21 protein-coding genes, 1 pseudogene and 2 riboswitches are annotated in these 23,013 nt (G+C 44.1%); of the genes and pseudogenes, 16 read left to right on the top strand and 6 right to left on the bottom strand.

The window, feature by feature from the left end:
* The first annotated feature begins 9 nt into the window (after positions 1-9).
* From ACPW7J_RS13400 to ACPW7J_RS13385, 4 genes are all read left to right on the top strand, one after another.
* A complete protein-coding gene (locus tag ACPW7J_RS13400) occupies positions 10-1,041 on the top strand; it encodes a D-alanine--D-alanine ligase family protein (protein WP_161874735.1) in 1,032 nt (343 codons plus the stop codon).
* The gene (locus ACPW7J_RS13395; RefSeq protein ID WP_161874736.1) at positions 1,010-1,438 is read left to right on the top strand and encodes a DUF1934 domain-containing protein; all 429 of its coding nucleotides are present in this window, start codon (positions 1,010-1,012) and stop codon (positions 1,436-1,438) included. Before ACPW7J_RS13400 ends, ACPW7J_RS13395 begins: the two co-directional genes overlap by 32 nt.
* A gap of 154 nt (positions 1,439-1,592) precedes the next feature.
* Entirely contained in the window at positions 1,593-3,107 is a 1,515-nt protein-coding gene (locus ACPW7J_RS13390; RefSeq protein WP_161874737.1) for a DUF1846 domain-containing protein, read from the top strand.
* 17 nt (positions 3,108-3,124) lie between these two features.
* Complete coding sequence (locus tag ACPW7J_RS13385; protein WP_425755419.1) at positions 3,125-4,696, top strand: ClC family H(+)/Cl(-) exchange transporter; 1,572 nt, start codon at positions 3,125-3,127, stop codon at positions 4,694-4,696.
* Between the two features lie 72 nt (positions 4,697-4,768).
* Here ACPW7J_RS13385 and ACPW7J_RS13380 read toward each other — a convergent pair whose 3' ends face one another.
* A complete protein-coding gene (locus ACPW7J_RS13380) occupies positions 4,769-5,149 on the bottom strand; it encodes a helix-turn-helix domain-containing protein (protein WP_161874739.1) in 381 nt (126 codons plus the stop codon).
* A 250-nt stretch (positions 5,150-5,399) separates the two neighbouring features.
* Between ACPW7J_RS13380 and ACPW7J_RS13375 the strand changes: the two genes are divergently transcribed.
* From ACPW7J_RS13375 to ACPW7J_RS13365, 3 genes are all read left to right on the top strand, one after another.
* Positions 5,400-5,945: a sigma-70 family RNA polymerase sigma factor gene (locus tag ACPW7J_RS13375; RefSeq protein ID WP_161874740.1), complete on the top strand. Its 546-nt coding sequence runs from the start codon at positions 5,400-5,402 to the stop codon at positions 5,943-5,945.
* On the top strand, positions 5,935-6,669 hold the full coding sequence (locus ACPW7J_RS13370) for a hypothetical protein (protein ID WP_161874741.1): 735 nt from the start codon (positions 5,935-5,937) through the stop codon (positions 6,667-6,669). The genes ACPW7J_RS13375 and ACPW7J_RS13370 overlap by 11 nt, the downstream gene beginning before the upstream one ends.
* A 265-nt stretch (positions 6,670-6,934) precedes the next feature.
* On the top strand, positions 6,935-7,687 hold the full coding sequence (locus ACPW7J_RS13365) for a hypothetical protein (protein ID WP_425755418.1): 753 nt from the start codon (positions 6,935-6,937) through the stop codon (positions 7,685-7,687).
* An 86-nt stretch (positions 7,688-7,773) separates the two neighbouring features.
* Here ACPW7J_RS13365 and ACPW7J_RS13360 read toward each other — a convergent pair whose 3' ends face one another.
* A complete protein-coding gene (locus ACPW7J_RS13360; protein ID WP_161874743.1) occupies positions 7,774-8,196 on the bottom strand; it encodes a hypothetical protein in 423 nt (140 codons plus the stop codon).
* Positions 8,197-8,367: 171 nt separating this feature from the next.
* Here ACPW7J_RS13360 and ACPW7J_RS13355 point away from each other — a divergent pair, with 171 nt between their 5' ends.
* Together ACPW7J_RS13355 and ACPW7J_RS13350 are read left to right on the top strand one after the other, a co-directional pair.
* A complete protein-coding gene (locus tag ACPW7J_RS13355) occupies positions 8,368-9,450 on the top strand; it encodes a hypothetical protein (protein WP_425755417.1) in 1,083 nt (360 codons plus the stop codon).
* A gap of 105 nt (positions 9,451-9,555) precedes the next feature.
* Entirely contained in the window at positions 9,556-10,404 is an 849-nt protein-coding gene (locus tag ACPW7J_RS13350; RefSeq protein WP_161874745.1) for a 3-hydroxybutyryl-CoA dehydrogenase, read from the top strand.
* An 87-nt stretch (positions 10,405-10,491) separates the two neighbouring features.
* On the opposite strand, the gene ACPW7J_RS13345 is transcribed toward ACPW7J_RS13350, so the two are convergent.
* The gene (locus tag ACPW7J_RS13345) at positions 10,492-11,580 is read right to left on the bottom strand and encodes a M24 family metallopeptidase (protein WP_161874746.1); all 1,089 of its coding nucleotides are present in this window, start codon (positions 11,578-11,580) and stop codon (positions 10,492-10,494) included.
* Between the two features lie 18 nt (positions 11,581-11,598).
* Positions 11,599-12,786, bottom strand: a complete 1,188-nt coding sequence (locus tag ACPW7J_RS13340; protein ID WP_161874747.1) for a hypothetical protein — start codon at positions 12,784-12,786, stop codon at positions 11,599-11,601.
* A 223-nt stretch (positions 12,787-13,009) separates the two neighbouring features.
* Here ACPW7J_RS13340 and ACPW7J_RS13335 point away from each other — a divergent pair, with 223 nt between their 5' ends.
* The 6 genes from ACPW7J_RS13335 (at position 13,010) to ACPW7J_RS13310 (ending at position 19,763) form a co-directional block, all read left to right on the top strand.
* A complete protein-coding gene (locus ACPW7J_RS13335; protein WP_161874748.1) occupies positions 13,010-13,963 on the top strand; it encodes a helix-turn-helix domain-containing protein in 954 nt (317 codons plus the stop codon).
* A gap of 242 nt (positions 13,964-14,205) precedes the next feature.
* Complete coding sequence (rho, locus tag ACPW7J_RS13330; RefSeq protein WP_425755416.1) at positions 14,206-15,948, top strand: transcription termination factor Rho; 1,743 nt, start codon at positions 14,206-14,208, stop codon at positions 15,946-15,948.
* Positions 15,949-15,954: 6 nt separating this feature from the next.
* Positions 15,955-16,998, top strand: a complete 1,044-nt coding sequence (locus ACPW7J_RS13325) for a DUF1385 domain-containing protein (protein ID WP_161874749.1) — start codon at positions 15,955-15,957, stop codon at positions 16,996-16,998.
* An 8-nt stretch (positions 16,999-17,006) separates the two neighbouring features.
* On the top strand, positions 17,007-17,909 hold the full coding sequence (gene prmC / locus ACPW7J_RS13320) for a peptide chain release factor N(5)-glutamine methyltransferase (RefSeq protein WP_424960331.1): 903 nt from the start codon (positions 17,007-17,009) through the stop codon (positions 17,907-17,909).
* 70 nt (positions 17,910-17,979) lie between these two features.
* A riboswitch (cyclic di-GMP riboswitch) is annotated at positions 17,980-18,062 on the top strand.
* A 127-nt stretch (positions 18,063-18,189) separates the two neighbouring features.
* Positions 18,190-18,274, top strand: a riboswitch (cyclic di-GMP riboswitch).
* Positions 18,275-18,324: 50 nt separating this feature from the next.
* A complete protein-coding gene (locus ACPW7J_RS13315; RefSeq protein ID WP_425755415.1) occupies positions 18,325-19,161 on the top strand; it encodes an LPXTG cell wall anchor domain-containing protein in 837 nt (278 codons plus the stop codon).
* Between the two features lie 137 nt (positions 19,162-19,298).
* Positions 19,299-19,763 (top strand): hypothetical protein, encoded by a 465-nt coding sequence (locus ACPW7J_RS13310; protein WP_425755414.1) that lies wholly within the window; start codon positions 19,299-19,301, stop codon positions 19,761-19,763.
* A 231-nt stretch (positions 19,764-19,994) separates the two neighbouring features.
* Here ACPW7J_RS13310 and ACPW7J_RS13305 read toward each other — a convergent pair.
* A pseudogene (locus ACPW7J_RS13305) lies at positions 19,995-20,966 on the bottom strand (DDE-type integrase/transposase/recombinase).
* Positions 20,967-21,196: 230 nt separating this feature from the next.
* On the opposite strand from ACPW7J_RS13305, the gene rpmE reads away from it, so the two are divergent.
* Entirely contained in the window at positions 21,197-21,394 is a 198-nt protein-coding gene (gene rpmE / locus ACPW7J_RS13300; protein ID WP_161874753.1) for a 50S ribosomal protein L31, read from the top strand.
* Positions 21,395-21,447: 53 nt separating this feature from the next.
* Here the strand turns inward: rpmE and ACPW7J_RS13295 are convergent, their stop codons facing one another.
* Positions 21,448-22,806: a hypothetical protein gene (locus ACPW7J_RS13295; protein ID WP_425755413.1), complete on the bottom strand. Its 1,359-nt coding sequence runs from the start codon at positions 22,804-22,806 to the stop codon at positions 21,448-21,450.
* Positions 22,807-23,013: the final 207 nt, after the last annotated feature.

The raw sequence follows: 23,013 nt of genomic DNA, 5'->3' as shown, positions 1-23,013 counted from the left end.
GCGTAGAATATGAAAACAATTGGTGTGATTTTTGGCGGCCGGTCCGGCGAGCATGAAGTATCCTTGCTGTCGGCGACTTCTGTTATCGAGGCTATAGACAGAGAAAAGTACGCTGTGAAGATGATCGGTATTACCAGAGAAGGCTGTTGGAAGCTCTTTGATGGAGATGTAAAGGAGATTGCTTCAGGGCAATGGGAGCATTTATCAGAGGAGATTAGCCCCAGTGATTTGAAGAAGCTGGCAGATTTTGCCCTGCCGGTGCTCCATGGACCTTACGGAGAGGATGGAACAATACAGGGTCTGTTTGAGATGATGGATATGCCGTATGCCGGCTGCGGCGTATTGGCTTCGGCTCTGTGCATGGATAAAGTCAGCGCGAAGAAACTCTTTGAGCAGGAAGGAATTCCTACCAGCAGGTATCATCTGGTGTATGCAGAGGATGCTGTTGAAAATATGGAAGCTGTATTGGACGAGATTGAAGCCGCTCTGCCGTACATCGTCTTTGTTAAGCCGTCCAATATGGGATCCAGTGTTGGAATTTCTAAGGTAAGAAATAGACAGGAGCTGCGGGAGGCTTTATTGTTAGCAGCAAAATATGACAGGCGTATTATCGTGGAGGAAGCGATTAACTGCCGGGAGGTAGAAACCGGGGTCATAGGTAATCACCGCCCGCAGGTTGCGGCCGTAGGAGAGATTACAGCAAAGCTTGATTTTTATGATTATATGGCTAAATATACAGACGATGCAGGCACAGAGATTACCGTTCCCGCCAATTTGCCTGAGAAAACGTATGAGGAAATACGCAGGCTGGCGCGGAAAGCCTATAGAGCTTTGGATTGCAGCGGATTCGCCAGAGTCGATTTCTTTGTGGATAAAGACACCGGCGATATATATATCAACGAAATCAATACAATACCCGGCTTTACCAGGTACAGTATGTTTCCGACGATGTGGAAGGAGGCTGGAGTACCATTTGACGAGCTGGTTGAAAGGATAGTGGATTTGGGCTATGAAAGATATTATGCTAAAAATAACGGGTAGACAGATGGCTGGAGAGAAGGACGAAGATCTGATGGAATTCGTTACGGAAGGAAAGTTGTACGAAAAGGGAGAGTCGCGGTATCTGGTTTATGATGAGAGCGAGTTTTCTGGATTTCCGGGTTGTAAGACTACGTTAAAGCTGACAGGCGATACTATTCGTATGAAAAGGATTGGCGAAGCTGCCGGCTTTGGAACAGAATTTGTATTCGAAAAGGGGAAGCGCTTCTTTAGCCAGTATGAGACGCCTTACGGCAGTATGGATATGGAGGTTTTGACCAGAAATGTGATCAACAATCTGTCAGAGGAAGGATACGGCGATATTCACATTGATTACCAGGTTAATTTGGGCGGAATCGCTGAGGGAAGAAACCGCTTGAAAATTGAAGTGATGCAATAAGAAAAGGGGAAAAAAGATGAAGAAAAAGAAGCTGATTGCGCAGATTGTTGTAATTGCTATTGTCATAGCGCTGGTGCTGACCTCGGTGTTATGGGCAGTGCAGCTTTCTGTATAGGGTTTTAGATGTAATAATATTTTTTGATGAGGAGGAGTTATGTTAGAAAAAGGTTTTGATGCGGAAAAGTATATTGAAGAACAGTCAAAGTATATTCTGGAGAGAATCAATCAGGGCCATGCGGAACGATTGTATCTTGAATTTGGAGGCAAGCTGGTTCACGATAAGCATGCTATGCGTGTACTTCCGGGTTTTGATGAAAACGCGAAGATCAAGCTGCTTCAGCACATGAAGGAACAGGCGGAAATCATTATCTGCATTTACGCGGGAGATATTATGACCAGTAAGACTCGCCAGGACTTCGGCATTACATACGATTTGGAAGTGATGCGGCTTATCGACACTTTCCGCAGATATGACCTTTCGATAAACAGTGTGGTAGTGACCAGATATCAGGACGCTCCCGCGGTGGACATGTTCATCAATAAGCTGCAGCGCCGCGGCATCAAAACCTATAAGCATAATTATACCAAAGGATATCCGACTGACGTGGATACCATTGTCAGTGATGAAGGATACGGCGCTAATCCGTACATTGAAGTGACAAAGCCGTTAGTTGTAGTCACAGGTCCAGGCGGCGGCAGCGGCAAATTGGCTACCAGTCTGTCTCAGCTTTATCATGATTTTAAAAGAGGAACGAAAGCGCGTTATGCCAAATTTGAGACTTTCCCGATCTGGAATCTGTCTCTGAAGCATCCTGTCAATATTGCCTATGAATCGGCTACAGCTGATTTGAAGGACGTCAACATGATCGACTCATTTCATCTGGAAGCCTATGGAGAAATGGCTGTAAATTATAATCGGGATTTGGAAGTATTCCCGGTGGTTAAGAGAATTATCGAAAAAATTACAGGTGAAGAATCTGAATATAAATCTCCAACGGATATGGGCGTTAATCGGGCGGGATTTGCTATTGTCGACGACGAAGTCTGTCGTGAAGCATCCTGTCAGGAAATTATTCGCAGATATCTGCTGGCAGAGTGCGACTATAAAAAGGGAAAGATTTCCGAAAGTTCTTTAGAACGCGCTAAGCTTTTGATGAAGGAGGTCGGCAAGGATGTCAGCGATCGAAAGGTCGTACAACCGGCCAGAGATTATGCTGAAAAAAAGCGTAACTGCGATAAAAGATATGAGAATGTTGTTGTCATGGCTATTGAAATGCCGGACGGCTCTATTATAACAGGAAGAAGCTCGCGCCGGATGGTTGCGGCGGCGGCGGCGGTGCTGAACGCTATTAAGAAGTTATCAGGCCTGGCTGATGATATGCTGATCATCACGCCTCAGGTACTAGAAACAACACAGAAATTAAAAACTGATATTCTGGATTATGACCGGACAAGCTTGAACTGTGAGGAGGTACTCATGGCGCTGACCATTTCCGGAACACAGAATCCATTTGCCTCCGTGGCAGTAGGAAAGCTGCCGCTTCTCAAGGGATGCAAGGCGCATTGCACGGCAATCCTCAGCGATCGGGATGAACAAACTCTGCGCGCGTTGGGTATCGATGTGACCTGTGATCCTGAATATGTTACTACCAATTTATATTCTAACTAATAGTAGCAGATAGAAAGATGAAGAACAAAACCCGCATATCTCTGGAACGATTTAAAAATTTAAAAAATCAATATCGGCTCGTGGCTGAGGGTATTGGCGTGGGCATTCTGACAGGACTGCTTGTGTCTCTTTTTCGCATGGCGCTGGAACAGGCTGAGGCGCTAAGGAGCGCTGTTCTTCTTGCTGTCTCTGATGGCAGTCTTACGATAATTTCGTCACTCTGCATGCTTTTCGCGGCTTATGTTGTGGCCTGGCTCGCTTTACGCTGGATGCCGCTTTGTGGAGGTTCGGGAATCCCGCAGGTAAAGGGAGAACTGTTGGGGCAGATGGAACAGAATTGGTGGCAAATTATCGCAGCCAAATTTGCAGGTGGTGTCTGCGCCATTGGCGGTGGGCTGTCTTTGGGACGGGAAGGACCGAGTATTCAGTTGGGAGCTATGGTGGGAAAAGGATTTTCGCGACTTTCTGGAAATCTGAAGACGGAAGAAAAGCTACTGATGACCTGTGGAGCCGGAGCAGGACTTTCCGGCGCTTTCTGCGCGCCCTTGGCAGGCGTAGTATTCGCGCTTGAAGAATTACATAAGAATTTTTCTACTGATGTTTTAGTTTTGACCATGGCGGCGTCGGTAGCTTCGGACTTCGTTTCCTCCTATATCTTTGGACTTAGTCCGGTTTTCGCACTGTATGTGGATGGAAAATTGCCTCTGGACCGATACTGGATGGTGTTGGCCTTAGGCCTTGCTTTAGGCGTTTTAGGTGTGGTTTATAATTGGACAACAGGAAAAATACAAGATTTATACGGTAAAATTCCTTACCGATTTTTGCGGGTGCTGCTGCCTTTTTTATTGGTGATTTTACTTGCGGCCTTTTATCCGCAGGTTTTAGGCAGCGGGCATCATCTGGTAGGTGAGATTGCAGACGGCGCTTTTGTTGTAAAAGCTCTGCTGCTTTTACTGATAGTAAAGTTTTTCTTTTCTATCATTAGCTTTGGTTCAGGCGTTCCTGGAGGTATCTTTTTGCCGCTTTTAGTTTTGGGCGCTATTATTGGAGGTTTGTTTGCCCTTTCTGCTGGCAGCGCCGCGGGATATGAGGAACTGTATTTGACCAATTTTGTCATACTGGGTATGGCTGGATATTTTTCTGCAATTGTTCGCTCGCCTATTACTGGAGTTATTTTAATCACGGAGATGAGCGGAGACTTCAAAAATTTTCTTCCGTTGGCAGTGGTGGCATTGACGGCATATTTGACAGCTGATCTCTTGGGCGGACAGCCTATCTATGATCAATTATTGCACAGGATGCTTGCAAAGGGGACGGATTATGGCGCTGATGATGAAACTCGCAGCCATAAGGTTTTGTTGGAGAGTGATGTATATATCGGAAGCCGTATGGATGGTGAAAAGATTGAAAAGATGTTGTTGCCGTCGGGCTGTTTGGTCGTATCGGTACAGCGCGAGCAAAAGGAAATTGTACCAGGGGGCTCTACTGTGCTGTTAGGTGGAGATAAGCTGGTGCTTTTGTGCTCCCAGGGCGATGTGCCGGTGGTAGAAGCAAAGCTCGACAATATCTGCAGAAGATTGAAACAGTAGTCCGCGAAAAGGTTATGCCTTCCGCTTTAGGTAGTGAAAGATATAACCTTTTTTGCTATACGAAAAGCCAGTTTATCCGTATAAACACTCTGGAAGGGATTCTTCTTCTAGCATAGTTACAGCTCGTTCCAGAAGACGGCCCTGAGAATGTGGGGATAGCTGGTTATAGACATCTAATAACGCGATGAGATTCTTGTTTTCTTTGTCAATGCAAAGAGCGTCTTCCAGAAAATGATCATTACTGCTCTGCAGTACGGTACTGACTTTGACATGATAAAATTCCGCTAAATCTAAAATTGTGTCAGCGCCGGGCACTTTCTTTCCTGTTTCGAAAAGAGCATACGTGCTACGACAGATATGAAGTTCATCTGATACTTCTGTTTGCGTATATCCGAAGGCATTTCTAAGGCTGCGGATATTACCTGCGATTTTCATTTGTACATCTAAATTCATTGCAATTCCTCCTTTTTTGTAATATCGCACGCACACGCACATGATCATTATACTGTGAGTGATTGAAAAGATAAAGGATTTTTTCAGGGCGCTGCCGTTTTTTGACTTTAATAGGGTGAACCTCCCTTTTTTACAAGTAGAAAAGGGTTAAACTGTAAGAAAAATAGATTATAATAGAGGGGCGAGGAAATGACAAGACGGTATAGTTTAACGAGACTGACACTGCCAATGGCAGGAGGCAGAGGATAGGGTGAGGGTTATAGGTGATGAAAGATTATTCAGGGAAAAAGCGCTTTGTGAAAAAATAGGGATGGTCAGGGATTTTGCTGCAATTTGCGGCGCGTCCAAGGAGGAACTTGACGATATAGTGCAGGAGGTTATGGTAGAGGCATATCAGCATTTGGATCAGCTGAAAAACGTAAAGGATATGGCAGGTTGGCTGTTTATTATCACAAAGAATAAAGTGAACCGCACCTATCGAGCCCGAAAGAGACGAGAGCGGTGGGAGGTAAATTTAGAAAATTACCCGGAGGACGGCATGAATGAAGCCAGTGACTATCAGGCTTGGTCGGCGGCTGAGAATGCTGTGAGCGATGAAATGCTTTGTCAAATGATAGAGCGGTTAAAGCCTCCTGGTTCTGAGATTATTAAGCTGCGCTTTGGAGCGGGATTTAAGCTGAAGGAAATTGCGGAAATGCTGGATATGAATTATAACACGGTTAAAACTATTGAATCGAGAGCGTTGAAGCGGTTGAAAAAGATGATAGAAAGCGAGATTGCAAGGGATGAAAGATAACGAGCGGGACGAGAGCATCTATGACGAGATGTTGAAAGCGCGGATACAACAGGCGTTACGCAACCAGTATAATAAGGAAAGTCTGGATCCTCAAACTCTGGCGGCCTGGGTAGAAAACGACCGTATGAAAAGGAAAAACCGCCGCAGAGGTTTTGTTTTGGCTGCATGCTGTATTGTTCTGGTTTTCGTCAGCGTCATGTCGCTGCGAACAGTATTATTCTCTGATAGTCAAGTTTCTGTGGCGAAGAAAGGCGACACGCAGATACATAAAACGGATGACGGGGCTATTGTAAAAAATAACGACGGGAGCATAGATGAGAATATGGGAAACGTGGAAGTTATCATAGAGGATTGGGATCAGATAACGGAGGTAGGAAAGGAACATCCGAAAATGGTGATACCAGAGTATGTTCCGGATGGGTATGTGTTCCGAAAACTGATTATCATGAGCAATCAGCTGACAGAAAAATTTCAGTGGGTTTTTGCAAATGGTGAGGAAGAAATCGAGATTATGCAATCCGTTGATATGGATCAGACATTTATATTTGATTATGGTGAAACAATTGAACTGGAGTGGACTACGTTATTACTTAACATGAAAGATCGAATAGCTTATTGTGAAATTGAGGAAATTAAAATTATTATTAGAGGTGTGGAGAACAGAGAAGATTATATTGAGATTACAGAAGGAATGAGGGATGTCTGTGACATCTCTCAAAAATAATCAGTATAAAAATATTGAAAATTTTAAAAAGTAATTATTTTCTGTTATTTTATTGACGCATATGAAAACATGTGATAATATATAATTAAGTTAAAAGAGTGTATTAATAATACGAAGTTACAAAAATAATGTAACTAAATGCAGGAAGGGGTGCTTTTATACGGGCGAGCAGGTGGAGTTTTCTCAATGGCGCGATGCATGAAACTGCATTGAATTTATTGTAAGCAATGAATTAAGAAAATTTTGGAGAAACGGGGGGAGAATAATGACAAGAAAGAACAGTTATAAGCTAGCTATGACCATGCTGTGTGTGATGTTGGCGGTAAGCTTGTTTCCGGGAGTGGCGCTTGCAGAGACGGAAGCAGACCTCGCTGTTGAAAAGGACAATATAGTAGGGTTTCAAGCATTAAGTGAGATGCAAACATTACCTGTTGATTTTACAACGGTGGACGAAGACGGAAAAAAAGTAGTTGTCCATGTTAATCCGATAATTCTTGCTGAAGTAGACGGGGATATGGTAGCCGAGCTAATTGAAAGCAGCGATTTGAATGCCGGAGATCGAATTAATATTAACAATATTGGATATTGTGAGCGAAGATACGCGCCGATGCCGGCAGTTGATTTTGATAACTACTACAATACAACATATATATATGATGTAGTAAGAGAGACCCATAATAAATTTGTAATCAGCGTGGCCAAAGGTTCAACTAAGACGTTGGAGAGCACATGGACTTACACGATAAGCGGCGGATTTGAAGGAACCGTGTCATTGTATGATGTGGCCTCGGTAACGGCAAAGCTTGCTGGAGCAGTAACATGTACGTATAAGACTACATATGTTTTTAAAGGACCGCCTGAAAGTAGTAAATACAATAGCAGAGAATATCGGGTGAAGTATTATAAGCAAAGGGTTAAGGTAACGCAAACGGATCCGGTCACCTCGTTTAAAAGAACATCGACATACGATAAAGCGGTGAAATATGCGGATTATTTTATTGATTCAAAGATTGGTTAATTGTGAAATACGATGTGACAGTTTTTTATGGATGATGAAAATCCGGTGGTCTATAAAAGGCCACCGGATAAATTTAATTGTTCTGTTTAAAAAGGATCGGAATAACAGGTACGAGTATATTGAATGCCGTCATAGCGGTCGGTACTGATGCATTTGATTCGGTAGAGATCGCCCTTTTTAACGGTCCACTCATCATATGTTAAGACACTGCTGGAATTTTTACCGTAATATCGATGGGTATTACCGTCTACGTCTACAGCAGTAATCCATTCGCCGTCCTTCTTTCTTTGGAGAATGATAATTATCGTGTAGTTAGGGGCAGTTTTTGTAAAGTCAATATCTGCACTGGCGGCCGCTTTTGTATCACTATATCTCCTGGTAATAAATCCAACTACAGCAGTATTCTGCGGCGCAACATCCGGAGGTGCAATAGCGGCAAAAACAGTGACTGCACCGACGCTGAAAACCATCGTCAGCGCCAGGAGTACGCATACAATTCTTTTCTTCATAGTTCTCTCCTTGTTTTTTGTAAATGATTCGTAAAAGTGGTAACGAGTAATTTGATAGTGATATATAATATATGACATGGGGGAAAGGGACAACAATTTGTTATGAAGTTCCGACAAAAAGTTGCTATTTTCGTCAGATAGAGGTAAGATTATCAGCAGGAGGGGATTCATATGAATTTGAACATTGACAAACAAAACATAGAGGCTTTACCGTTGCATGAGTACAGGGAACAGTGCGGTAAAGCGTTGGACAGCTTATGGGAATCGGAGTGGATTCGCATGGCGATTACGAAATCGGATCGAAAAAATTTGCCGGCTCTACAGGAAATTGCCGATAAGCTGGCATACCGTAGCAGCATCGTGGTAGTCGTCGCTGACGGCTCTGTGGGTCGATTGATCAGAGGCCTTACGAAAGCTATATCCGGCAAGTCGGACCGTGCAGATGTTATCGTGTTTGGCGATACGCTGTCGGCATTTGATTATGCTCGGCTGTTGGATCAACTGGAAAATGAAGATTTTTCTGTTTTAGCGGTGACAGAAGGCGAAGAAAGCTTATCTTGGCGCGGAGCATTCGCGTGCTTGAAAAAACTTTTGATCAGCAAATATGGACAGGAAGCAGCGGCGGAACGGTTTTTTGGGATAGCTGGAAAGGACAGCAACCTTTTGGCAAAAGACGCGGCAGATAATGACTATCCTTTGATCAACTGGCCAGAGGGGATATCTCCGTTGTTTGCGGCCGGTACGGTGGGGGCTTTGCTGCCTTTAGGTGTAAAGGGCGTCGAATTGGAGGAATATTTAAACGGGTTTTATGATATGCTGGCCGATCCGGCCTGGGATTTGGATGCGGCTGATTACAGTGCGGCGAGAGCAGTGTGGAGGAAGGCTCATGGCGGAGAGGACGGCTTCATGGTCTGGCAGAGACAATTACTGCCTTTGGTAAAGTGGCGCGAGAACAGCAGAACAATATGGATGCCGGGGGATAATTTTCTGGATACAGAGGACGTATTGGTGGCTCTGCTTGTGACGGAGAAGGAAGAAGATGATGTGATGATGCCTTATTTTGAGGGCTGCAATGAAGACGGATCGTTAAATTTATTGTTACAGGAGAGGGCTGAGCGATATTATGAACAGGAAGCTTTGAAAGGAAGGGCCGTAAAAATTACTGTGCCGCAGCTGGATTCTTACACTTTAGGTCATCTTGCGGCGTACCTGCAGCTTTCTGACGGCATTACTGATTTTTTGTTGAAGAAATAGGGTTTACTTTATTTTTTTCTGTGGTATAATGGGAGTAACGGAAAAAGTTAATTTTTTAACAAAAATTTTTTGTAAGTGTGAACAAAATAGTAGGAGGTTATTACAATGAAAAAAGTTGGTGTTTTAGGAACCGGCACAATGGGAGCTGGCATCATTCAGGTTTTGGCACAGAATGGCTACGAAGTAGTTCTGAGAGCAAGAAGACAGACTTCTGTTGACAAAGGTTTAGCTACTGTTGAAAAGAATCTGGACAGACTGATCAAGAAAGAGAAAATTACAGAAGCTGACAAGGCTGAAATTATGGGTAGAGTTCACGGTTCTACTGACATTAGCATCGTAAAAGACGCTGACCTGATCATCGAAGCAGCTACAGAAGATATGGAAGCAAAGAAGGCTCTGTTTGCTGAGTTGGATCAGCTGGTTAAACCGGAAGCTATTATCGCTACCAATACATCTTCCCTGTCTATCACTGAGATTGCTGCAGCAACAGGCAGACCTGATAAGGTAATTGGTATGCATTTCTTCAATCCGGTTCCGGCTATGAAACTGGTAGAGATCATCCAGGGTCTGACTACTTCTGATGAAACAAAGGCTACTATCGTTGAACTGGCTGAAAAGCTGGGTAAGACTCCGGTAGAAGTTGCAGAAGCTCCGGGATTCGTTGTAAACAGAATTCTGATTCCGATGATCAACGAAGGTATCGGCATTCTGGCAGACGGTGTTGCAGATGCAAAGGGTATTGATACTGCTATGAAGCTTGGCGCTAACCACCCGATGGGACCTCTTGAATTAGGAGACTTAATTGGTCTTGACGTATGCCTGGCTATTATGGACGTACTGTATAACGAATACGGTGATCCTAAATACAGAGCGCACGTACTTCTGAGAAAGATGGTAAGAGCAGGCAAGCTGGGAAGAAAGACTGGCGTTGGTTTCTACGACTATACCAAATAAATCTGAATATCATACATAAGTACAACAGGGACTGTGCTGAAAAAAACGCGCAGTCCCTGTTTAGATTTAACAGAGAAGGTATCCCTGTTATTTTAATATGTTCAGTTGATTTTTCGGAAAATGTGTTAAATTTACTTTTTCGTTATTTTTTCCAAGCCAGATGAGATCTTCGATGCGGCATCCCAGCCTGCCTGGCTGATAAATTCCTGGCTCTATGGAAATTGTGTTGCCTGCCCGGAAAACCGTGTCCGATGTTCTGCTGGCAATGGTAAGCGGCGCTGTGCCCAGCATGCCGATTCCATGGCTGAGGGCATGTTCATAGCAGCCGTCTATCCCTGAGGCTTCAATGAAATTTCTGGCAACCGCATCCAGCTCTTTGCCGGTTATACCGATCTTATAGCAGTCGATTGCTTTTTGTTGTGCTGCCAAAACGGTGTAATATACCTTTTCTAATTCTTCTGATGCATAGCCTACGGCAAAGGTTCTGGACATATCAGACCAAAAGCCGTCTTTGACCAGACCAAAGTCCATAATTAGCGCATCGCCTTCCTGTATCGGTTTGTCAGATGGATTTCCATGGGGCATAGAAGCATTAGCGCCGGAGATGATTTCCGGTTTAAAAGAGAGTTCATCTGCGCCGTACAGATACATGCGGTAAACCAGTTCTGCCGCTAATTCTCTTTCTGTCATGCCGATCTTAAAGACATCCAGAGTATTAGCTAGAGCTTTTTCTGCAAGGCTTTGTGCATATTGCAGCTGCTCTCTTTCTTCGGCAGTCAGAGATGCGCGAAGCGCATCAACTGCCGTATCTGCACCGACCAGTTCGGCATGAAGAAGGGTCTGATATCTTGCATAGACGTCCATCGTCATCTGCATGTTTTCAACCGAAAGGATTTTAATGCCGTGTTTTCTGATCAGCGCATTGATTCCGTCTATTTCGCCTAGAGTATTATCGACAAGGTGAAATCCCTTTTCGACAATTGTTTTTTCTGCGGCCTGAAGATATCGGGAATCTGTTAGATAATATGCCTCTCCGTCTCCGGTAACCAAAACCTGCCCTCTGGATGCCGAAAATCCGGCCGCCGCGTACAGACGATTATTATCGGAAGTGATTAAAATAGCGTCTGCGCCGATTTCCGGCAATACTTTGGCTATTTTTTCGATTCGATTCATCATGTGTTTCTCCTTATATACTTAGAAGCAGCTGGTAATGACACCGGCAAGCAGTCCTGTCACCAGCGAGATAGACACGATACCGGAGATTACTACCTTCGGCTCATAATAGGCCTTGAGACAGGCGGCGGTTTCATCTGCAATATCTTTGTTTTCTGCACGAATTGCAGTGAGAGCTTCTTCAGTAATCTGTACCGTTACGGGGTATCCGACCATACAGGCAATGGAAAGAGCAAAGGCCTCGTAAATGTCGGTTTTCAGAATTTTGCCCATAACGATGCCTGTCAAAATACAGCCTACCAGGCCAACTGCCATAACGATGAAGAAATCAATTGCGACAGCGCCTACGTCACCGATTTTCATGGTAACAAAGTCTGCCATGAGAGATAGATAAAGGATTGTCATCAGGACGTTCATGCACCCTGTTTTTACCAGACAATTATGCTCCAAAAGTCCGATTTCCGCAGCAATAAACCCGAAAATGATATAAAAGATGTAAGGACTTAGATTTGTCATTTCTCCCAGTACGCTTGAAATTTTGCAGATCAGAGCAAGAATGAAAAATGTGTAGAATAAGTTGTCCTTTAAAAAAGAAGGAATCGGAATCAGATTCTTTCTTTCAGCGGTAGAAGTTACTGTCTGTGCTGCAGGCAAAGGGATCTGATTGTGCTCAATTCTTGTCTTCATGCTCTTTCTGAGGCCGAAATGGCATAGAGGATAACCGAGTATAAACTGCATATTCATAACACAGAGGACTAATGCGATTAATTTAGAATCTCCAATATTCTTAGCAAAGTCGATAAAAATCATAGCAGCCTGACCGCCGCCTGCCACTTCGACTGTGCCGAAAACCATTGATTTAAGTTCAAGCGCTGTAAGACCGAGAATAAATCCTAAGCCTACGATAATGACGACTGTACAGAGAGCGACCGCGCAAGCGCGGCCTTCGCTTTTCAAGCCTTTCAGAGTAATGGATGTTCCGAAGCCGGCAATCAGGAATGGCAGACCCCAGGTGTACGTAATGTCACAGAAGCCAGTAGCGGCAAGGGTATCTGCAGGAATAATACCGAATTGTCCGCCTAAGATGATGAAAATGAACATTGCGGTAACCAGAGCCGGCAGCTTATACTTTGTAAAATGGGCGAGGATTTCCCCTACGACAAAAGTGCCGCAGACGATGCCGATGGCAACAAATAAATTAGTTTCCATTGAAAACTCCTTTCATGGTATAAATAGAATGGATTAAAATCAGTACCGACGTAAAGAGCTCTTTTGCTTCGGATAATCCTATTTTATTCTCTTTTTATCATCCGTCAATTTCAAATGATAATACAATTTGTTGAAAAATCTAATATTTGAGAAAAAAGCGGCGGAATTATTCTTGACGTAAATATTTTTTTCTGCCATAGTAAGGATTAAAGGAGACATGGATATGCATGACATGAAAACAGCGCTGGAAAAATTAAGTGCGGAAACTGATCGTCTAAAGTTTCCGCTTTTGCAGATCGAGAAAGACGGGGCGGCTTATGACAAACAGAAGTGGCCTGTTGACTGTACGGACAAGATCATAGTGTGCGTGTATAAGGATCAGCTTCTCTGCGAGACATTTCACCGCTCGGATTATTTCTTTTTTGATTTTTCATACAGAGGAACCTATTATGCGGTTAGCGACAGAGCGGATCATGTCATCACGATGAATGAAAACGCTTGCTATATTGGACAGCCATTTAACGGATATGCCCGCAGAACAGAGGATGGGAAGGATTCGACAGTTATCAGTGTTCTGATTCGTAAAGATGTATTTGTAAAGGAATTCATTTCAGCGATTTCTAATGATTTTTCCCTGTTTCATTTTTTCCTTGATCCCGAAAAGGATCCTTGTCTGGACGGATATATTCATCTGCACATTCAGGATAAAAATGCAGTTCGTACTGTTTTAGAGATGATGGTACTTGAATATGCTGATCGGCGAGCTGATACCCAGAGTGTTTTGAAACCGATGATGCTTACACTTTTGATGCTGATTTCAAGAGAATACAGGCAGAGCATGCGAAAAGGACCGCAGAGTCCCATCACATATAAAATCATCGAATATATTAACGAAAATTTTGGTTCGGTGAGGTTGAAGGATGTAGCTAAGCATTTTTCTTATCATCCAAATTACATTTCTGCCTTAATTCGAAAAGAAACGGGACGCACCTTTTCAGAACTTCTTAAGGAAAGCCGGATGCGAAGCGCGAAGATTCTTCTTTTGGACAGTAATTTATCTGTTGAGGAAATTGTCGCGAAGCTGGGATATAAAAATAGCAGCAGTTTTTACAAAGCCTTTCGGGATTATTTTGGCGTGCCGCCGAGAGAATACAAAGAATACATAAAGAAAGTCTGAGTTTCGATAAGATTCCTGATTTATTTACAAAAAAATACCCTTTTCAATATTTTAACATTGTATTATAATAAAAATAGAATTTTTGTCTTTGGATATTAAAAGGCTTCAGGTATTTTGTAGAGGCCATATTCTAAACGTTTTAGACAATTCATTATCCCAAGTTTAATTTATTATCGCTTAATTATAGAAAGGAACAGACTGTCTGGTCTGGTTATCACATGCCAAGAAAGAAAAAAGAAGATATGAATGAAGAAGTATTATCGGCAGATATGAAGGAGCTAACGGAGGTTAAGCCTGTGAAGCGCAGAGGCCGTCCGCCGAAAGCAGAGGCTCTGGCTAAAGAGTCTGTGGAAAAGACAAAGCGGGACGCTGCGCCAGCGGAGGAAAGCAAAGCGGAAGAATCTTCTAAGGAGCGGGTTGTTAAGCCGGCGAAGCGCAGAGGCCGTCCGCCAAAGGCGGAAACTTTGGTCAAGACAGCTGAGGAGGAAACGGCGGAGGCGATCGCCATGTCAGTTGAGGACGCGGCGTCCGATATGCCTGTTAAGGAACCGGAAGACAAGCCGGTAAAACGCAGAGGCCGTCCGCCAAAAGCGGTAAAAGCCGCTGAAACTGCAGAACCTGCCGTACAATTCCATGCAGATCCAAATCTTGATACAGGTATGGATGATACTTCTCATAGCCTGGAAACGCAGGAACTGCAGACGGAGGATGAAAGCCGGACTGAAACCCCTTTGATTCCGGAAGAAACGGATGAAGCAGAGGAGAGGACCGGACGTGATAAAAGGTGTCACGGAAGGACTTATGGTGATGGCCGTGAGAACCGCGGTCAGGTAAAGGAAAGGCAGGAGAGAGAGCGGCCGGAGGTTGAAGGAATTCTGGACCTCTCTGACAGTGGATTCGGTTTTCTGCGGTTCAATAATTTTTTGACCAGCGATAAGGATATCTATGTTTCGCCGACGCAGATTCGCCGTTTTAATTTGAAGACGGGAGACAAAATTAACGGGATTTCTCGTTTGCCCAATGAGGGGGAGAAGTTCGGCGCGTTGCTGTATGTGAATACTGTCAACGGGGATGAGCCGGGCGCGGCTATACGGAGAACGGATTTTGAGGATTTGACACCGATCTTTCCGACGGAAAGAATTTCGCTGGAGGATAGTCCGAGGAACTTGTCTATGAGGCTTATCGATTTGATCGCGCCGATTGGAAAGGGACAAAGGGGTCTGATTGTAGCGCCGCCGAAAGCGGGAAAGACAACGCTGCTGAAAAGCATTGCCAACAGCATAGAAAAACAGCATCCGGAAGTGGAAATGATCGTTTTGCTTGTAGATGAACGGCCGGAGGAAGTGACAGATATGAAGCGCTCTCTGATCGGTGGCGAAGTCATTTATTCTACTTTTGACGAAATGCCGTCTCATCATGTAAAGGTGGCGGAAATGGTTCTTGCCAGGGCGCAGCGGTTAGCGGAACACGGGAAAGACGTGGTTATTTTACTTGATAGCATTACCCGTCTCGCCAGAGCTTATAACCTGGTTGTACCCGCGTCAGGCAGAACGCTATCCGGCGGGTTAGATCCCGGCGCGCTGCATAAACCGAAAAAGTTTTTTGGCGCTGCCAGAAATATTGAAGAAGGCGGTAGCATTACCATACTCGCTACGGCTCTGGTGGAAACAGGAAGTCGCATGGACGATGTTATATTTGAGGAGTTTAAGGGTACAGGTAATATGGAATTGCATTTAGACAGAAAGCTTTCTGAGAAGCGAATCTTCCCGGCTATTGATTTGAATAAGTCGGGAACTCGTAAGGAGGATTTGCTCATGACGCAGGAGGAACTGGAAGCTATCTGGATGATGCGCCGCGCGTTGGCTAACGCATCTACACAGGACGTCGCGGAAACTATCATTGATAATCTGGCGCATACCAGAAGCAATGCGGATTTTGTTCAAGTTATAAAAAAGGTTTTTTCATATAATAATTTTAGAGGGTAATGAGCTATGGATTTGAGTAAGATTTTTTTAAAGGACGCATGCCCGACGCCTGTGGGCGGACAGGCCGTTATGGAAGGCATTATGATGAAGGGGCTGAAGCGAACGGCTGTGGCGATCAGACTTCCTGACGGACGTATACACATGAAGACGCAGCCGAATAAAACGCTTCCCAAGTGGACAAAGATTCCTGTTATTCGCGGCGTTGTATCCTTTGTCACATCGCTTGTTCAAGGAACGGGAATATTGATGTACTCGGCGGATGTATTGGAAGCAAACTGGCCTGAGGAAGAAGAAGCGGGCGAGGATAAAATGGAAGCATGGCTGAACAAACACTTTGGTGAAAAGGGCGCTTGGAATCTGATGATCTATCTTTCGGTAATTTTTGCTCTGGCGCTGACCATCGGTATGTTCATCCTTTTACCGACGGTAGTAGCTAATTGGCTGAAGCCGGTCATTGAAAGCGACTTTGTATTCAATTTGGTTGAGGGACTTATGCGTATTGTGATTTTTGTGGTATATATCGCGATTATTAGTCAGATGAAAGACATCAAAACTGTTTTTCAGTATCATGGAGCGGAGCATAAGACGATTCATTGCTTTGAAAATAATTTAGAATTGACGCCTGCCAATGCACAGCAGTTTTATACGCTTCATCCGAGATGCGGAACTAGTTTTTTGCTGTTCGTTATGGTGATTAGCTTTGTGCTGCATTTGTTTTTGGGATGGCCGGATCTAGCGCTTCGTATTATCTCGCGGCTTCTGTTAGTACCTGTGGTAGCGGGGCTTTCTTACGAACTGTTGAAGTGGGCGGGCCGCAGCGATAATTGGATGGTCAGGGTTCTCAGCCTGCCAGGATTGTATTTGCAGAAGCTTACAACGAAGGAACCTTCGGACGAGCAGCTGGAGGTAGCTATCTGTGCTATGAAGGCGGTTATGGTGCCGGATGAAACGCCGTATTTTGAGGGGATTTGTGATTTAGAAGGTAATTTGATAGAAGAAAAGAGCTATGAAAGAAAGTCAAAGAAAGAAATGGCGGTGGAGCGAGCATGAGTCTTCCTGTGAAAGAAATATTGAATATCGGGTTGCGGCAGCTGGCGGACAGTGGAGTTGACGATGCTGCTATTGACAGTAAACAATTGTATTGCTTCTTGATGGGAATTTCTAACGCACAGCTGATTTTGGAATATCAGAAAATCCTGCCTGACAGTCTTTGCGACGCGTATTTCAAGCTGATGGACCGCAGGGCGTCGGGTGAGCCGTTGCAGTACATTACCGGCGTTCAGTGTTTTATGGGTCTGGATTTTGATGTAGATGAAAATGTACTGATTCCACGACAGGATACGGAAACGCTGGTTGAGGACGCCATGGAAATTATCAGGAATAATACTCTCCGAGGACAGAGTCTGCCGATTAGAAAACGGCGTGACTGGGAGGTGTTGGATCTTTGTTGCGGCAGCGGCGCCATTGGTATATCTCTTGCATCTCTTTGTCCGGGGGTAAATAGTGTTGTCTGTTCGGATATCAGTAAAGGGGCTCTGTCAGTGGCACGGCGTAATGCGTCAAAGCTGGGCGTATCTAAAAAGGTGGACTTTGAAGAAGGAAGTTTGCTGAAGCCGTTTAAAGGACGTTTCAAGAATAAGCGGTTTGACATGATTATTTCTAATCCTCCGTACATAAAGACGTCGGTTATCGCTACATTGCAGAGGGAGGTTCGCGACCACGAGCCGATGATGGCGCTGGATGGCGGCATAGGCGGACTTGATTTTTATAAAGGTATTTTAGAAGACGCTGCCGGTTGCCTGAAAAAGGACGGCGTATTGATGCTGGAGATCGGTCACGATCAGAGAGAAGACGTATGTTCTCTAATTACACAAACAGAGCGTTTTGATCATGTGACTGCCTTACAGGATTTGGCTGGTCGGGATCGTATCGTTGCGGCAGTGTTAAGGGGAAAGAAATAGCTGCAAAAAATAAATAAAAATAACCAAAAAATAATTGACAAACCTATATGAGTGTGGTAATCTATAAATGTAATTTAAAAGGCAAAATCGTCGTGAGGCGGTGACGCAAAGCTATAGGGTCTTGCATGAGCGGTAAGACAGCCAGTTGCACTTTACAGTAGAAGAGATAGATACTGTTTTGTTGGATTACTATAGCCTTGTGCATTGCGCGCAGGGCTATTTTGTTTATAAAACTAATAGTGCGAATTCCGCAAGGAAAAGAAAAAAAGGAACAGGAAGGAGGATATCTTGTCAAAACCGATGAAAATCGGTGACGGAAAGCTAAAGGGCCTTACCATCCCCATGGTTGGCAGCCAGCTGTCCGGGAAGAAGGAATTTCCGGTAAAAGCGAGGAGACTCGTAAGATGGGGAAAAAATGAAGAAACTGAATAAGGTGATTGCACCGCTGCTCGCGATGTGCATGACAGCTATGACCGGCGTTGCTGTATTTGCTGATACGGCAGAGTCTACGGCAGATGATAGCCGTGTGTTGATCTGTGAGAAGGAAGTACATACGCACACAGATGCGTGCTCTGTTCCAACGCTCAAATGCGAAGTTGAGGAACACAAAGGGCACAAACATGTGCAGGATTGCTATGTAAAGAAAGTTCGTACTTGCCTCTATGACACGCTGGAAGAATGGATCGAGAGAGAAGGAACAGACGAGGGATATGACGAGTCTTTTCAGTATCAGATTGATCCTGAAACTGGGGAGATAACAGATCAGCTGCATGTTCATACGGATGAATGTTATAAATTTTTAACATATCCAGAGCCTATGTGTGGAAAGACAGAAGGAGAGCATCATGAGGAAAGCTGTTATGTAACCTGCACGAAAGAGGAGCACCAGCATACAGATGGTTGTTATGAGAATGCAGTTGCTCCGGTTGATCCTCAGCCACCAGTAATCGTGCTGCCGGAAAATCCTGATGTACCATTAGCGCCAGAACCAGACGGGCCGATTATTGAAGAACCGGACGTGCCGCTAGCTCCGGCGCCGGATGAACCGATTATTGATGAGCCTGATGTACCATTGGCTCCTGGCGTAGATCTGCCGGAGGATGAGTATCTGGAGGCGGACAAGGAAGCTGATCAGGATGTGAATTATCCGAAGACCGGTGATCACGCACCGCTCGCTGCGTTGGCAGGTATGTTTATACTCTCTGCCGGTCTGTTAGGTGCAATTACCATCAGAAGGAAGCATGAATTTTAAAACGTATTTAAAGGGGTTATTGCATTAAATGACCGCTGATATACTCCCTTTCAGGTGGATAAGTGAAAAAACAAAATCATTTGTCCCCTCTGAAGGGGAGTATATTTTATGGATAACAGTTAACGAAGGAGATTTCTATGTGTCAGCAGAATGCTTTGACGAGAATTGTTGCAGACGGGCAATTTCTCCCGCCTAAAACAGCAGAAGAGGTGATTCGCTTTTTAGAAAAGGAGTTAGGTGCATATCGGATAGCGGAAGAAGATCTGGAACCCGTCTATCTTCAGGTTTCATCGATGAATATTCTGCACGGTAGAAATCTGTTAAAAGAGGACTTGGAAATGATCGTTCTTGGCATTCCCAAGAACAGCTTTAATATGATATATTATGAACCATTGCTACATTACGGAGCATTTGGAGTGGATACCGTATTAACCATTTTAATTGAGAAAAAGACTAACTATATAGAAACAGAATCACCGCGACTGTTTTCGGAAGTGTTTCTGTATCAGGGAATATCGCCTTATGATATAGAGAATAAGACTTTGGATTATAATTTATATTGTGACAAAATAGAGTGGTATAAAAAATATTACAGGCGGTAAAAGCTATATCGTTTTTTTATTTCAACATCAGCGTTTCCTGATTTTTTAGAGGTATTGTTAGGAAATCTTTTTCCTGACCGATATTCCTGCACAGCCTGAATAGTATAGGAAGTTTTCGCATGCCCCATTAATAGAGCGAAATTTGCTTTGGCAATAAAATCCATGATGAAGTACGGCAAAAAATTTATAAAAATGTTGTTTTGTCAATGATGTGACACCAAAAAGGGAGCATCAATTTGACGATATGGTATCATGAGAATGCAATTCTAAAGATGCCCTTTTCTCCAAAGGTGTAGCCCACCCAAGGACTGGTTTAGGGGTGTTGTTGTAACGTTTTAGATAGCGGAGCATCTGCACTTTTAAATCTTCATAGGAGTAGAAATACAGGTAATTGTAAAATCGCTCCTGGTCCAATCGATGGCTGCGTTCTACTTTGCCATTGTGTCTTGGTGTGCGTGGACGAATCAGCTTGTGGGTAATGCCAAGTTCATCACAGAGTTTATCCATCGGATGTAGTTTTTTGTAGTCTTTTGGATAAGTAAATTCAGCGCCATTATCCGTTTGAATCATTTTTGGTGTATATCCAAAGAATTGGATAGCGCGCTTTATGAAATTAACGGTAGAATAAGAACTCTGTTCTTTATATGGGTAGAGGAAGCGCTGTCTGGAAGCTTCATCTATGATTGTATATTGATAAAATTTGTCAGGCATAGAGCCAGTATAGCAGGCAGAGGGCACATATTTCACATCCATCTGCCACTTTTCACCAACAGCCTGAGGAGTCGCATAAGGCTTTGGAGTATATTTGTTAGTGGGAGTCACTTTTTGCTTGGTATACCCTAGCCGAGAAAATACACGGTAAAGAGAGCCGGGATGCCTGCGATACCCTTTGGAAGTACGTAATTTTCCATAGATTTCGCAGACGGAGGCGTGGGGATTGCGTCTGTGCAAATCACGAATTCACTTGAGTTCCTCAGTGGTATGAGAAGAAGGATGAGGCGTTTTGGGTCTGTGAGAATGATCCATAAGGGACTCTTTCGTACCATCAAAGCGTTTGTTCCAGCGCATAAGGGAAGATTTAGATATATGGTAGCGCCTGCAGACAAAGGCGACGGACTGACCGCTGCGATAAAGATTCACTGCGTAAAAACGGGTAGAAATTTCATGTGGCAAATATCGTTGAGTTTGTGTTATACTGTTCATGACGATAGGGTTCCTTTCAGATATGTTTTTTGTGGTGATTAACATTCTAACAGATCCTATCGTCTTTTTCTATAGGCAAGTGTCACATCAATTGTAACTCTACAGAAGTACGGCAAAAAATTTATAAAAAATGCTTGTGTCACTTGAATAAGTGTGATATAGTATAAAAGCTGTACTAGATACAGACAAATTATGCACGGGCGTTGCCTGAGCAGGAAAGAGGTAGAAGCATGAAGGAAGGAATCCATCCTGATTATAAGGAATGTAAAGTAACTTGCGCATGTGGTAATTCTTTTGTTACCAGATCAACAAAAGAAGAATTGAGACTTGACGTTTGCTCAGCATGTCATCCGTTCTTTACAGGACAGCAGAAGTTCATCAACCGTGGTGGACGTGTTGAAAAGTTCAAGAACAAGTACAACCTGTAAACATAATCAGAAAACAATGGCGTCGCATATGCGGCGCTTTTTTCATTGTGGTTTTATTTTCTCACGGATTTTCCTAATCGGTTATTTACAATTTGATCATCTTGTAGGGCGATTTCACCGCCAATTAAAACGTAACTGAATCCTTTTGCCGGAATTTGCCCATTTTCGTAGGTGGCGCAGTCCCTGACGTTTTCAAGGTCAAAGATTGTGACATCAGCGTCGCTGCCCGGTAGAAAATTCCCCTTGTGGGGAAGGTGCAGCCGGTTTGCAGCCATGGCCGTCATCTTGTTGATACCCTCTAACAGTTCAATTTTGCCGGGGCGAATATAATCGGAAATGAAACGGGCAAAGGAGCCTGACGCTCGCGGGTGTCCCATGCCGCTGGTTCTGACGCCGTCGCTGCCGATCATGACGAGTGGTGAGAGCAGAGCGGTTTCAATGTCGGTATCATTCATGAAATAGCCTACTGTGGCAGTGTCTGGCGCAGTGGCTCTGAGTTCATCAAATATTTCTTTGGTGCAGCGTTTTCCTGCATATTTTCCGCTGGCAATGAGAATGCTGTCATAATCTGCCTGATATCGTGTCAAAAATCCGTCGTCATAGGTCGTTTCGCCGATGCCGGTACTGAAGGCGTTGTATGGATAGCAGTCGCAAAGCATATCGATACCCTTTGCGCGGTAATTTTTGATGTTCTCAAGCAGGCGAGGCATTTGACCGTAGCCGCCCATGCTGCCGATGTGTGAAAACTGTACTCGAATACCGCAGGCCTGACTGACAGTAGCCAGTTCATCTGCTGCAGCAAAGACTTCGTCTAAATCCTGACGAACATGTGATGCAACCAGCTTATCACCCTTTTGGCAAAGCGACGCCAATGCTGAGAGCTCCTCCGGGGTTGTTCCCGGCACATATTTTACACCAAAGGAGATACCCAGACAGCCGCAATCCAAAAGAGACGCGCAGGCCTTGGTCATGGTTTTTAGAGCTAAGGCGTCAACGGCTTTGTATTTGTTGTGATTTGGAATTTGCTCTCGCAGATATGTATGCCCTGCCAGCAGTCCCAGGTTTACCGGCGCGCCATCTCGGTCGGTGACATCTAGATAATGCTTCGGATCAAAGGCGTTGTCTCCGCAGTTTCCGCCGATATCTAGCGTAACGCCCATGTGCAGAGCGGATTCTGCCATGCTGCGGGATACGGTATCCGTTTTAGGATCGTAGTCATCTTCGTGCATGTGGATGTCAATAAAACCGGGACATACGATGTTTCCACTTGCATTGATAATTATATCGGCATTTGGCGATGCATTTGTGATTGCGCAAATTTTGCCATCCTCTATATATACGTTGGTGATTTTATTGATTGCCTGTGCGGGGTCGACTACCCTGCCGTTTTGAATCAGTATGCTTTTTTTCATTTTTCTGTGCCTTCTTACTATAGTCTGAAAAACATTTTACGCCCAGGGCAGAGGAAAGTCAATGGCAAGGAAGGAGAGGATCACGGGAAATGTGTAAAAATCGAGAGGTTCACTTTGTGACCAAAACCAGAATTGACAAAAATGACAGTTTTCATTGGGATGCAGGGTATTGTGTCAGATTTATTAAAAACACGTTTTCATGTGTTT

Origin of the sequence: Ihubacter sp. rT4E-8, from assembly GCF_049852125.1 — a bacterium.
In the GTDB taxonomy this organism is placed as follows: domain Bacteria; phylum Bacillota; class Clostridia; order Peptostreptococcales; family Anaerovoracaceae; genus Senimuribacter.
The sequence above is the reverse complement of the archived record's forward strand: the minus strand, read 5'-3'. Positions and strand labels throughout refer to the sequence as shown.